The organism is Geomonas paludis (genome assembly GCF_014193585.1).
GTDB classification, from domain to species: domain Bacteria; phylum Desulfobacterota; class Desulfuromonadia; order Geobacterales; family Geobacteraceae; genus Geomonas; species Geomonas paludis.
Genome location: NZ_BLXY01000002.1, coordinates 61,159 through 74,722, shown reverse-complemented (window position 1 = coordinate 74,722; position 13,564 = coordinate 61,159). Strand labels below are relative to the sequence as shown.

At 64.2% G+C, this 13,564-nt stretch carries 7 protein-coding genes; 5 read left to right on the top strand and 2 right to left on the bottom strand.

The genetic code is table 11. The features are described from left to right. Positions 1-8: 8 nt before the first annotated feature. Together H7687_RS05935 and H7687_RS05930 are read right to left on the bottom strand one after the other, a co-directional pair. A complete protein-coding gene (locus tag H7687_RS05935; RefSeq protein WP_183346147.1) occupies positions 9-854 on the bottom strand; it encodes a phosphate/phosphite/phosphonate ABC transporter substrate-binding protein in 846 nt (281 codons plus the stop codon). Positions 855-1,021: 167 nt separating this feature from the next. Further along, entirely contained in the window at positions 1,022-5,773 is a 4,752-nt protein-coding gene (locus H7687_RS05930) for a caspase family protein (protein ID WP_183346146.1), read from the bottom strand. Positions 5,774-5,990: 217 nt separating this feature from the next. Between H7687_RS05930 and H7687_RS05925 the strand changes: the two genes are divergently transcribed. The 5 genes from H7687_RS05925 (at position 5,991) to H7687_RS05905 (ending at position 13,464) form a co-directional block, all read left to right on the top strand. Further along, the gene (locus H7687_RS05925) at positions 5,991-6,824 is read left to right on the top strand and encodes a helix-turn-helix domain-containing protein (protein ID WP_183346145.1); all 834 of its coding nucleotides are present in this window, start codon (positions 5,991-5,993) and stop codon (positions 6,822-6,824) included. A 14-nt stretch (positions 6,825-6,838) separates the two neighbouring features. Further along, positions 6,839-7,945: a hypothetical protein gene (locus H7687_RS05920; protein WP_183346144.1), complete on the top strand. Its 1,107-nt coding sequence runs from the start codon at positions 6,839-6,841 to the stop codon at positions 7,943-7,945. 134 nt (positions 7,946-8,079) lie between these two features. Further along, positions 8,080-9,822 carry a vWA domain-containing protein gene (locus H7687_RS05915; RefSeq protein WP_183346143.1) on the top strand — a complete coding sequence of 581 codons (1,743 nt, stop codon included), beginning with the start codon at positions 8,080-8,082 and terminating at the stop codon, positions 9,820-9,822. Positions 9,823-9,919: 97 nt separating this feature from the next. Further along, the gene (locus H7687_RS05910) at positions 9,920-10,273 is read left to right on the top strand and encodes a hypothetical protein (RefSeq protein ID WP_183346142.1); all 354 of its coding nucleotides are present in this window, start codon (positions 9,920-9,922) and stop codon (positions 10,271-10,273) included. A 230-nt stretch (positions 10,274-10,503) separates the two neighbouring features. Next, positions 10,504-13,464 carry a CHAT domain-containing tetratricopeptide repeat protein gene (locus H7687_RS05905; RefSeq protein ID WP_183346141.1) on the top strand — a complete coding sequence of 987 codons (2,961 nt, stop codon included), beginning with the start codon at positions 10,504-10,506 and terminating at the stop codon, positions 13,462-13,464. Positions 13,465-13,564 lie beyond the last annotated feature (100 nt).

Sequence of the window (13,564 nt, the reverse complement as noted above, 5' to 3'; positions counted from 1 at the left end):
CGGGGCGGTTATTTGGGCTGCTGTTTGTCGAGCAGGTCGAAGTCGACGCGGGCAAAGAATGCGTAATCGCGTTGGAAATCCGCCCTCACCGGGGTGTCTAGTTTGACCGCTTTCAGCATCTTGCGCCCTTGTTCGGTGCCGCCCAGACTGAGCAGGGCGGTGGTGACCGCGTCGCGAACCTTCTTGGGAACTCTTGGATGGGCGGCGAGAGGGTGGGGGGCTACCTCTTGGGTTTTCATTAGGACCCGGAACTCCTTCTGCATTTCCGGAAAGTCGTCGATCATGCTGCTGTCCAGGGTGGCTCCGGCATCGGCCTTGCCGACCAGGACGCTTTTGGCGACGTTGATGGTGGAACCGCTGAAGGAGACGTTGAAATCGATCTGCTGGCCGGAGAGCAGCGCCTGACGGGTGATGACGCTGCAGACGTTTTTCGGGCCGACGATGGCGATGGTCTTGCCCTTGAGGTCCTTGACCTGGCTGTAAGGCGAGTCCTTGCGGACAAAGACCTGGCCCCGCAGCATGTTGGAGCCCCGCACCAAAGGGATGTATTTCTGCTTCTGGTAGGCCAGGTAGAACATGTTGGGAGCAGCGTAGACGAAGTCGACATCGTCGCCCTTGGCCTCTTCGAGGAACGTGGTGATCTTGTCGTAGAGCTTGAGTTCGATTTTGACGCCGGCCTGGCGGTAGAGGTAATCCACCACCGGAGTCCAGTTCTTGTGCAGCGTTACCGCAGGGAGGTTAGGCACTACCGCCAGCGAATATACCTTTTCTGAGGCGGATGCCTGGCAGGGGAGGGTTGCCATCATGACAAAAGCAAACGCAAGACAGTGCAGCTTTGCCTTGATACCTGACATAAGAATCTCCTCGAAAGTAGTTTTTTGTGACGTGACGAAAAAGTACTCTTTGTACGAGAAGCCTGGTACTGATCCGCACCGCGTGAGGGTGGTACGGATAATCCCTGATTCTTATCGGCATCTAACCGGCTACACTTTATTCTCTTTTGTGTCGATCTTCGACCGCCCTAGCGCGAACGCAAACGCAGGTCCCCTAATAGTGAAGAGATGTTCCACATCGAAACTTTTCCCTCCTCCGTAGAGGTGATGATGGAGCTTCCGTTGTTGCCGAACCCCAGTGACTTGACCCAACCGTGGTGCATCAGACCGGATGACAGACGCTGCAGTCCCGGCAGTGCCAGAAGGTCTACCCTGCCCAGGTTTGCCCCGTGCAAACCAGCGTGAACAGTGGCCACTGCGGCTGTGGTCCCGTCGGGCGCAATCGACAGGGCGGTGATCGGGGCGCCATCACGTGGCGGCGCCAGCCGGGCCTTCTCCGTGCCCGAGCGCGCGTCCAGCAGGACGAGGCCTTCCCCTTCGGACCCGCTTTCGTCCCGAGGCGGGAGGGTAACCAGGGCGGATTTCCCGTCGGGCGACAGTGCTACCGACAAGACAAACCTGGATTTTCTTTCCCAGAGGAGCCGTCCCGTGTTGACCTCCCAGGTGATGATGCGGTAGTCGTCGCCACCTTCACTGCATGCCGCGCTGGCCACCGAGTGGTCGTCGCTTATGTGGAGCGCATGGACGAAGGATGGGAGTTGCTTCGCCAACTGGTGGATCTTGAGGTCGTTTCCGGCCGGGTCGAGCATCCTGAGCTCGCGCACCAGTTCCTTGGACGTTCGGGGATCCTGTACCAGGAGCAGGGTGCCGTCCGGCGCCATGGCGGCAGCGTGGAGGTAGGCTCCCCGCAGGTCAAGGTAACGGTTGCTGCGGTCTGCCAGTTTGACGACGCTCCCCCACCTGCTACCTAGCGCCACCAAGGCGGTGCCGTCAGCAGCCAGGGCCAGCAGTGTATTGGCATAAGCGTCGGTGGCACTGACAGTTTTCCCTTCTTGCCGGGGCAGCACAGGAAGGACCGTGGCAAGGGTGCCGTTATCGAGATCGTAAAGCCGCACGAATTCACCGACGGCGGCTGCGGCAAGCCCTCCGCGGCCCTGGGCTGCAATCGGTGCTGCCTTGCGCTGGTAACTCGGAGCGGAGAGGGGATGCACCTGGTCGCTTCCCACCAGCATGTTGAGGTTGGCGATACGCTGCTCCACCATATCTCTGCCACGCGAGGTCGGGCGCTGACGTCCCCCGGTGGCGGCCACCACCCTGGTCTCCACGTAACTGCGCAACTCCGAGACGTCGAAGCTACCGTCTCCGTTCAGATCCGCCTCTCCCGTCTCTACCCCGTACACCAGTTCGTGCGTGAAGATGCCGTTTCGGTACTTGTCCGACTCGTAGGAGAACTGCTGGCCGGCTGAGGCCGACACGATACTCGCCCCCGAACCGCGACGCAGGTCTCCAAGCAGCGCCTCCAACTGGTCGTCGCCTTGCCGGCCCGAGATCTTGGCCAGGGCCACTCTGCCACGGGGCACCTCGCGCACCACCACCGGGGTCTTCGCGACTCCGGTCGCCGTCATGCCCACCTCTTGGCGATCTTGCGGCTGGTTGCTCGCGCTGGCTGCGTAGGTGGAGGTGTCGACCTCTCCGGCGTGGCAGCTGTCAATCAGCAGTATCTTGTGCCGGGCCGGTATGGCATACAGGGCATCCTCGAGTTCGCTGAAGCTGATCGCGCTTTGTGATGGTTTGGCAAAGTCGGTGTCGGCGGTCGCGAAGTAGTAATCGAGTTTGTTGTCCAACAGCCCGTGCCCGGCCAGAAAGATTACCACGTAGTCGTTTACCGGGACGTTTCTCAGCTTCTCCAGCGATTGCAGCAGATCGGCGCGCCGGGCCGAACCGTTGGTTTTGATATCGGCGGTGACGCTGCGGTAGCGGAAGCCACTCTGCCTCTGAAAGAGGGAGGCGATGTCGGTGGCGTCCTTGTCGGCGTAGACCAGGTTGTGTTCCTTTTGCTCGTACTGCGACACCCCGGCAGCCAGTACGTGCAACACAGGCTTTTCCGGGAGGCCCGGGCGGAAGAGGTCCAGGGACTCGCGTATGCTCTCCACTCCGGAGGCGTCGACCGCGGCGATTTCCAGGTGGTTCACCCCTGCGGAGAGCTGTACCTCCAGCTTCGCCGTCGCGCCGCTCCCATCGCTGGACAGCGCTGCGGCGCCACCCCTGCCGAAGGCGGGTACCCCGTTGTCCCAGACCTTGAAGGCGCGCACCGGTTGACCATGTCCCGCCCCGGAAAGTTCCAGTGTGACCCGGTCTCCCTGCTGGGACCACTGGTCCACACGAACCTCGGGAAGGGGGGCGGGAGACTCGGCTGCCTGTGCGGTGAGACCGTGGCGCGACAACCTCTTCCGGTAGATCGTTTCGAAGGCTGCGATGCTGGCCGCATCACCTGCACCCAGCCGTTTCAGGATCAGGTCTGGGCGGTTGAAGCGCAGGTCGAACTCGTCGAAAGGCGCCATGCGCCCCCCGACGTCGAAGGCCAGGGCCCCGGAGGCGCCGGAGCTCATGTAGTAGCCGTCAGGGCTGTAGACCAGGTAACCGTTTCCGGCGACAGGAAGGAAGGTCGCTATCACCTTCAGTTCCGGGAGCTGCCACAGGGTGGCGGTCTGGTTCTCGGCGGTTAAAAGGCGGTCCTCCCGGTCGTTCACGGCCAGGGAACCAGCGGTGTTCGCCAGCGGCGCCTGGCTTACCAGGGTCAGGTCAGGCACCCGGTACAGGTGCAGCACGGTCTCCCGGGCCCCCGTTGCAACCAGCAGGTTCGACTTGGCCAGAAAGCGCAAGCTGCGGTAAGCGGGAGATGCAGTCGATGTGAGCAGCTTTCCGGAATTGGCATCCCAAAGCCTGAGAGAGCCATCTGCCCCGGAACTGGCGATGTAGGCGCCGTCACGGCTCCAGGCCACCCCTGTCACTTGCGCGGTGTGTCCTTCCAGGTAGCGCAGCACGTTACCCATGGGGAGCGACCTGATGTGGAGACGGTGGTCCACAACGAGGTCTTGGGTTGGGAAACCATCCAGCACCAGTGCATCTGCGCTGCCCCCTCCGTACCCCACAACCAGGGATGCACCATCAGGGGCGAACGCGGTAGCTTGCGGGATATCGGTCCCCTTGACACGCAGGACCGACGCACCGTCTGCCGAATTGAAGACGTCGACCCAGGAATCGGCCCGTGCTACCGACACCAGCCGGCCATCCGGGCTGGCCTCAATGCTGGTGAGCAGTCCTGCGCCGTTTTCCGTCCTGGTGGAGCGCACCACCTTGCCGGACATGGCGTCCGACCAGGCCACACCTCCCCCGATCCAGCGGGCGGAGGCGACCAGGTTTTGGCCGGGGAGGATAACGGCAAATTCAAAAGGGTCGCTGGAGAATTGGAGGGTGCTGTTCTCGAGGGGGCCCTGGGGAGTAACCCGGAGCACGCCGTGGTAGGTGCTGATGAGGGGCAACTGGTCGGTCCCGAAGGCCACCGCGTTCACATGCTCAAGGTTTGCCTGGGCAGGGCGGTAACTGCCCAGGGCTCGTCCGCTTACCAGGTCGATCTTTACTTCACCGCCGCCTGTCATCACGTACAGAAACCTGCTGTTGTCGCTGAACATACCGGTGCCGCCGAATGGGAACGAGTACGCCGGTTGCCCGGGCTGCGACGTGCGGTAAATGCGGAGCGAGTCGCCGGCGACATCTGCAGCCCACGACCCGTCGCTGGAAAACAGTAGCTGCCCCTGGACAGCAAGACCCTTGAACGGTGCGGTAAGGTCCTGGACCTCGCCGGACTTCAGGTTGATCCTGGTGCGCCCTGCGCTTCCCGTAAGCGTCCTGCCGTCTGCTGCGTATACCACGGGAGAAGTGAGGGGGAGGTAACCGGTTGTTTCCTGGCCGGTTCGGGAATCGACCAAAAAGGTGTACCCCCCCATGGCCAAGGCAAGCTGGGCCGAATCGGGGCTGAAGGCCAGGGAGACGCTCCCGTCGTAAATGTCGAGGCTGGAGGGGCGGCGCACGCCTGTAGCTGTCTCCCAGAGCACAAGCTTGGAGCCGGCAGGCCCCCTTTCCAGCGCCGCCACCCGCCGCAGGTCAGGACTGATGGCCACGGCGGTGACCGGATTCTCCGCCGGGAACTGCGCCGTCAACTGCCCGTCTCTCAAGCGCCAGATGCGGACCGCATCCTCCGCACCTGTGACCAGTAGCTTGCTCCCCGCGCTGAAGGCCGCTGACGATACGTACCCTTTGTGGCCCGAAAGTTTGCGCTGCAGCAGGTTGCTGCGCGCGTCCCATACGCCTGCGAACTCTTTCCAGGTTAGCACCAGGTAGCGCGAATCCGGGCTCAACACACCCTGTGCATCTTGCGGCTGTTGCACCACGGTGCGCACCGCGGCCTTGTCCAATTCGACCGGCGGTCCCTTGAGCACGATGTCTGTACGGAACGACGCGCCGTTGGCGCTTACGGTGCCGGTAACCAGGTTCTCGCCCGGGTGCAGTGGCACCTGGAAGGTGGCATCTCGGGTCACCGGCAGCGGTTCTTCGTCCAGAAAAAGTCTCTTTTCCCCCTGGTCTCCCTGGGACCTGAGAGCAATTTCTGCCTGCCGGCGGTCGGCCGCAACCTTGACCACTTCCAGACTCAAGGGTGGGGGGGCTGCCGACGGCGAGGCGGATCCCGCGAAGGAGTTGGTCCGGTCCCCTTCGGCCATGGCAGGAACGGTTACCGCGATTGCGAACAAGAAGGAAACCGCGGCGACGACCATACCAGCCCGTTTCCGCCCGGCAGCGCTGTCGCAGGTGGCACTACCATGCCAGGACCTGAGCATCACCGTCTCGAGTCTGCTCATCACCAGTTTGAGAAGCCCATGCATACCAGTAGTTCCTTTTCATTTCCCGGTAGGATCATCTTCCGCCATCCCCTCTTCCTCCGGGAGAGGGCTAGGGTGAGGGCGTTGGCGCTGATCAGGTACCAGTTTGAGTGAGCTGCAATGTATCACATCCGCCATGCGTATAAAACTCTGGATATAGGCTATTTAATCTGATAGAAAAGGCACCTGGCTTCAAACGGGTTCTTTCAGGTAACCGCCAATGTTTCTTTTTTTCCTCAACATACTGCATCTGAGCGACCACTACAAAAAGCTGCTCAGTGCCAATTACCCCTTCATAAAGCGCGTGTGTGTGAAGGTGGTGCATTGGCACGGAGGCTCTTTGGACGACGCCGCAGCCGACGACGCCGAGTACCTGCTGGGGCGCGTGCTGGATCAGTTCATGGCCGATGATTACCGGCGGCTGCGCACCAGCGAGATCCGCAACGTCAAGACCTTTTTCCGCAGCTGCATCGAGAACCTCTTCAAGGACATTCTGGCCGAGCGGCACGGCAAAGACCGCGGCGGCGAACGGGCCAGGGAATTCGGCGCCGTCGGCGTGCGCGTGCGTGAGCTTATGAAAAGAGGGCACACGACCGACGCCATTCACGCCGAGGTGGCATACTCCTTTGGGGGCAGCCTGTCCTGGGAAGACGTCTATGCCATGGAGCAGCGCATCAAGGGATCCAACGCCCTGCCGCCCACCGACGGCAACAAGGTCGTGCTCTCCCCACCCGAGGAGGGGGGGGACCCGGAGCCGTCGGACTTCGAGATTGTGGACGACAGGTGGAACCCGGAATGGCTTACCATCGAGAAGAGGAAGGAGCTGTTGCGCAGGGAGGTGCTGAAGGACCTCGAGGAACTGCTCGACGACGAGGGAAAGGTGATGGTGCGCCTTTATTACCTCGAGCAGCGGGAGCGCAAGTGCACGGTCAGCGACATTGCCAACTACCTGGGCAAGACCCCCAAAGCGGCGGATCACAAGCTGCGCCGCATCCTGGACGGATTCCGGAACCACCTGGCCGGGAAGGGGATCGGCCCCGACGATATCCTGTGAGCAGGTGAGGGACTATGAGCGAAGATAAAGGTCACCATAGCGGAATGCAACATGACCGCGCCGGCGAGGCGTTGGCTGCGGTCCTGCGCTCCGCGCCGCCTGAGGGGCCGTGCCTTGCTCCCGAGGAGATCGACCTGCTGGTCGAGGTGCGGGCACGGGAGGAGGTGCGCAAACGATTGATGGCGCATCTGGCAAGTTGCGACAGCTGTCTGCGCTCCTTCGGGGTCGCCGCCGAGCTTGCACGCGAGGAGCGCCTGCTGGCCCGTCGCAGGTGGCGCATTCGCGTGCCGCTGGCCCTGGCAGCGCTCCTGCTGGTGGCACTCTCCCTGCGTCTGGTCCGCGAGTCGGCAGCTCCGCGCCTGGCCATGAAGGAATTGGCGCCTCCCGTGGTGCAGCAAGTGCCACCGTCCGGGTCGGTGCCGATGCAGGCCACTCCCCCGGCACAGGCGACGGCTCCCGCTGCAGCCGTGACGCCCGGACAGCCGGCCGCGCCACAGCCTGGCGAGCCTGCCAGCGCCAAGGCCAAAGCCGCCCCTGCCGGAGGGTTTGCCCCGGCGCTGGCCGTTTTGGCAAAACTGCCGCAACCCCGTGCGGGACAAGCAGAGATGCGCTCCTTTGCCGGTTCGGCTGCCGAGTCGCGGGCCCGCGCCCGTTTCCTTGCCGGCGGAGAGCTCCTGGAAGCGAGGCTGTCCCTGGCCCGGGGCGAGCGCGAGCCTGCGGCAGAGCTGCTCCGGCAGGCGGCGACGCACCTGCAGCCGGGCGCCGGCGCGCCTGGTGACGAACTGGCCAGGCTGGTCACCGACCTGAAAAGCGCGGAGCAAAACATTCTGGCGCGCCGGATCGAGCAGCTCTTTACCCCGGTAACCCCCTCCGTCGACCCCCATGTCGCCCTCGGGGCCTGGTCGAAGGCGGTGCTGGTTGCCGCTTCGGCCAACGACCCTGCGCTTTTTGCCACCGGCTGGTTCACCGCGACCGGCAACGCCCTCGTGTCAGGCCCCTTCTCCAGCGATACCGCCGGCCTGATCCGGCAGATACTGGCGGTCGCGGCCGAGGGCGACTCGCCGATGAAGTTCAGCCGGCTGAAGGCCCTCGCCAGGAACCTGGCGGAGGTCACCCGCTAGGGGCGGCGCCAAAGCCTGCCTTGGCCGAAGAGCGGCATCCGGTCCGCAAAAAAAATGTGCGGGGGAAATGTCGGCATTTTCCGTCTCCCTTCTCAGAGTTTGCACCACGACTTTGAGTGACAGGGGGGACAGAAATGACCAGATCCGTGCTGAACCGTGCCGTAAAGAGAGAGAGTCGCGCAGCGGGTAGCGGCAGCCTGCGGCTTAGATTGCTTTGGCTGTCACTGCTTCTTTTGTGCGTCGCCAGCATGACCGCATGTGGTGACCGGGCAAGACGCCGGGAGGCTGCGCTCGCCGCAGCCGCAGGGGAGGCGTCCGTTGCTGCCTACCAGGTCCAGACGGAACATGCGCGTGCCAAGAAGGCCATGGCCGCTCCCGCCGCGGTGATGGCGCCGCCGGCCGCCGGGGCGTACCGCATGGCGGGAATGACGGCTGCTCCTGCCCCGCCCCCTCCCTCGAGCTTCAACACCGAGGAGTACTCCCGTATCGAGGCAAACCGGTTTCTCGAGGTGCTGAAAAACCCGCTTTCCACCTTTTCCATCGACGTGGATACCGCCTCCTACGCCAACGTCCGCCGCTATCTCAGCGGTGGCACCCTTCCTCCGCCGGATGCGGTGCGTATCGAGGAGCTGGTCAACTACTTCGGCTACGACTATCCCCAGCCCCGGGGCGATATCCCCTTTGCCTTCAGCTCCGAACTGACCGACGCACCCTGGCAGCCCGGGCACAAGCTGCTGCGCATCGCCCTGCAGGGGCGCAAGATCCCCACCGAACAGCTGCCCCCCGCGAACCTGGTGTTCCTGGTCGACGTCTCCGGGTCCATGGCCGAGGCCAACAAGCTGCCGCTTTTGGTCAAATCGTTCAAGATGCTGGTCAGACAACTGCGCCCTCAGGACCGCGTCGCCATCGTCACCTACGCGGGGCAGGCCGGGGTAGCCTTGCCCTCGGTCGCCGGCTCCGAAAAGGCCACCATCCTGGCAGCGCTGGACGGGCTTGTTGCCGAGGGGAGCACCAACGGAGGAGAGGGGATCCAAGTCGCCTACCGGATCGCCAAGGAGCAGTTCATCAAGAACGGCAACAACAGGGTCATCCTGGCGACCGACGGCGATTTCAACGTCGGCGTCAGCGGTGAGGGTGAACTGGTGCGCCTGATCGAGACCAAGCGCAACGACGGCATCTTCCTGAGCGTCCTGGGCGTCGGCATGGGGGACTACAAGGATTCCCGGATGCAGAAGCTGGCCGACCGTGGCAACGGGAACTACGCCTACCTCGACAACCTCATGGAGGCGCAGAAGGTACTGGTGCGCCAGTTCGGCGGCACCATGATGGCCATCGCCAAGGACGTCAAACTGCAGGTCGAGTTCAACCCGGCCAAGGTGAAGTCCTACCGGCTGATCGGTTACGAGAAGAGGGCGCTCAGAAACGAGGACTTTGCCGACGACAAGAAGGACGCGGGGGAACTCGGTTCCGGTCACACGGTAACCGCGCTCTACGAGATCGAACTGGCCCTGCCGGGCGCGGCGGGGAGCCAGGAGCTCACCTACCAGACGACCCAGGTGAAGGAGGCGGCCTACCGGTCGGACGAACTGGCCCTGATCCGCTTCCGTTACAAAAAGCCCGAAGGTGACGACAGCGTTGAGCTGGTGGAGAAGGTGAGCGCGAGCGCCGTCTCCTTGCCGCAGGCCTCCGAGGCTACCCGGTTTGCCGCCGCCGTGGCGGAATGGGGACTGCTGCTCCAGGATGCGGAAGACCGGGGGAACGCCTCGTACCAGCAGGTGCTCGAACTCGCCCGCGGAGCGCGTGGCGCCGATGAGCACGGCGACCGGTCCGAGTTCGTCCGCCTGGTCGAGGCGGCGGAAGTCATCGGGAAGAACTAGAAGTTCAGCTCCCTCAACCAGCAGACCATACCGCCCCAGCCCCCACGACGTTGAGGGCTGGGGCGAGGGGGAGACGGCCCGGCGCCGGAGGATATGTATGAAGACTCTGACAGTAGCCGTTCTGCTGGTTGCGGCCTGGGTGGCGCAGGGAGCCGCGTCGGCGGTGCGGTGCGACATGAAGGAGCTGGCGCGCTCCGAGGGTAAAAGAGAAGGGGACCTCCCCAGCGTGGCGCTCAGGGACACGGTATTCGTCTGCGCCGGCATGGAACCCTTTCTTCCCGAGACGTACGACCAGCTCGACAAGGACCTTTTGTTTCTCAGGGCCCGGCACTACGCCCTGGATGAATTCGCCAGCCGGTATCCCGGGCTCCCTGCCGCCAGACTCAAAAAGCTCTGGGAGTACGTGCAGGAACTGAAGGCCGCCCAAAGGGAGCCGCAACCTACACCATAAATGCCCACCTTCGACGCAATCGATCTTGAAATTATCCTCGTATTGAGTAAACTGCGGGCTGCCAAATACAGTCCGTAACCGGTAGAACGCGTGTGCTACTCCTGGCGGCTGTTGGTGATACTGAAATACCATTAACCGCTCTGACTCAGGGGTTGCCTATGCCTGTCAAAAGTTGGATCTTACTTCTGTGTCTGCTGGTATTCACCGGGTGTGCAGCGGGTGGCGCCCGCTTGCAACCCCCAACCGGTACCGGCGAAGAGGAACAGGCCAAGGCGCTGGCGGAGGTCCTCAGGGCCCAGGCAGAGATGGAGGCCCGGGAAAGGCAAATGGCCAAAGCCCGTGCTGAAGCCGAGTCGGCACAGAGAAGCGCGCGGGAGGCAGCCGAAGCTCCCTCGGCCGCCAAGGAAATGCTCGCGCGCCGCAGACTCCAGGCGTCGTGCCAGCGCGAGCTGGCCGAGGTGTACGGCATCGAACTGAAGATGAAAGGGATGGATCCGAACCGGGAAGATAGGGTGAGAAGCCTCCCCGGCGCGACAAGCAGCAATCCTGCAAAAGGTGGCGACCAGGCCACCACGTTCGACCCCTCCATGACCCCGGTCCAGGCGCTGGCCTACCACAGGGGCGCCGTGTCCGGGTTGTTGAAACGGACCGGGGTGGCAAACCCCGAACTGGCTTTCGGCTTCAACGGGCTGGCCGGCGCACTGCGCCAGACCGGGAACTACCCCGAGGCCGAGAACTGCTACCGCCTGGCCCTCCAGGTTATCGAGCTCGCCATCAGGGACGGGCATGCTCCCTCCGGGCTGCAGCAGTTCCCCCTCGAGCTGGACGAAAAGGGGTTCGACCGGGAGGAGGCGGCCAGGGAATTCGTTACGGTGGCGCCGGAATTGAAGACCAGCCGCCGGGTCGAGGAGCGTGAGCTCCCCCCGGATCCCGACATCCTGTCCAAATGCAAGGTGGCCGAGGCCGCCGTCCGCAACAACCTCGGGGTCCTGTTGCGCGTCTGGGGCCGGTACGAGGAGGCGGACAAGGAATACGAAACCTCCTGGCGCATCGTCAAGGAGAAGCTGGGCGAGGGGAGCTTCGAGGCTGCGGTGCTGCGAAACAACATCGGCCTTCTCTACGATGTCACCGGACGTATGGTGGACGCAGAGACGACCTACAGCAAGGCCTTGGCCATTCTCAGGGAGGGGGGGGGCTCACAGGCGGCGCGTCTGGCCGCGGTCACCAACAACCTTGCCGGCCTCTACCTGGAGAAGGGGAAAACCGAGCCTGCGCAGCGGTTGCTGCTGGAATCCATCAGGCTGATCGAGGAACAGCACGGGCCGGTCTCCGCCACCGTCGGTCTGCGTCACTACAATCTGGGCTGGGTCTACCACCTGCAGGGGAAGGAGCCGGAGGCCGAACAGGAACTGCAACAAGCCCTTGCCATCGCGACCCTCGTGCAGCAACCGGCCCTGACCTGGGCGGTGCAAAGTGCCTACGCCAAGGTGCTGCTGGCCCAAGGGAAACCGGGCCCGGCGACACTCCTTGCCAAGAGTGCGGTGAACAGGATCCAGGCCATGCGTCAGGATATGGCAGGCTCCGGGGTGAAGCATGCAGGCGTGTTCCGCACCACGGTAGAGGGAGTGTACCGCCAGCTGGCGGCGCTGCTGGTGGCCCAGGGGCGACTCCCGGAGGCGGAGCACGTCATGGAGCTGCTCAAGGACCAGGAGTTCTCACAGTTCGCCCGCCGCTCGGCCGAGTCCGCCGGGCTTGCCGCCGGCCGGGTGACCCTGACCGGGTACGAAAACGACCGGCACCAGGAACTGGAGCGCGCGGCCGCCCCCCTGGGCGCCCTCTCGGCGCGTCGCAGCGCGCTGAAGGAGAAAACCCCGCGCTCTCCCGATGAGGAGGCCGAGTACTTGAGGCTGGGCAAGGAGATCGACCAGGCGGCCAAGGCCTTCAACGCCACCCTGGTCCGGGTCTGCGCCTCCTTCGGCGCCGAGCGGCGCAGGGAGAAGGAAGAGGTGCGCGAGGCAGTCGGCATCCAGGCCGATCTCGCCGAACTCGGGGCGGGGGCCGTCGCCGTCTACACCATCGTCGACCAGGAGGAGTTGACGCTGCTCCTCATCGCCCCGAAATACCGCCGTGCCTTCACCCGCAAGGTGGGCTCGGCTCAGCTTGCCGACAAGATCTTCGCCTTCCGCAGGCTTTTGCAGCCCGATGCCGCCGGGGTGCTGCGCGACCCGGTCCCCGCGGCCCGGGAACTCTACGACCTGGTGTTTCGTCCCCTGGCACCCGAGTTGGAGGCCGCCGGCGCGCAGACGATCCTTTGGCACCTGGACGGCCCCCTGCGCTACCTCCCCCTGTCGGCCCTCCACGACGGCAGCGACTTCGTGGTGGCCCGCTACCGCAACGTCCTCTACACCTCCGCCAGCAAGGCAAGGCTCAAGGACCGGCCGGCCGGAACCTGGCGGGTGCTCGGTCTCGGGCTCAGCCAGCCGCGCACGGTCCTGGGGAGAAGCTACAGCCCGCTTCCGGGTGTGCCGGAGGAGCTAAAGGGGATCGTCAGGAGCGCCTCGGCTCCCGGCGGGGTCATCCCGGGCGATGCCTACCTCGACGATGCCTTCACCTGGGAACTGCTGCGGGGGCGGCTCGAGGATGCCGGAAGCTACCCGCTGGTTCACATCGCCAGCCATTTCCATTTCGAGACCGGTGACGACTCGAGCAGCTACCTGGTGCTGGGCAACGGTACCCCTCTGACCCTGAGGGAGGTGGAGGACCAGGTGAACCTCTTTGCAGGGGTGGACCTGCTGACGCTCTCTGCCTGCGAAACCGCCGTGGGGGGGGGGAAGGACCAGGACGGGCGCGAGGTGGACGGGCTCTCCATCCTGGCCCAGCGCCAGGGGGCCAAGGCCGTGGTCGCCACGCTTTGGCCGGTGGCGGACCCCAGCACGTCCACCCTGATGCAGCGCTTCTACCGGTTGCGCGAAGAGAAGCGCCTTTCCAAGGCCGAGGCGCTGCGGGAGGCCCAACTCGAACTGCTGCGAGGCGCGAACTCCCCTGGGGCGGGTGAGGGCGAACGGGGTGCGGTGAACCTGGCCCGCGTGGCGGCGCGGCCGTCGGCAAAGGCGGAGCCCGTCGATCCCGGCAGGCCCTACGCCCACCCGTATTACTGGGCGCCGTTCATCCTGATGGGTAACTGGCAGTAGCCCGCCAGCCACTGACGGTGTGGCCGACTGGCAAGGGTGATCTCGTTCCCAAGGTCCGCCTTGGGAACGCAAAGCCTCGCTCCGACTTCCCTCGGTTGCA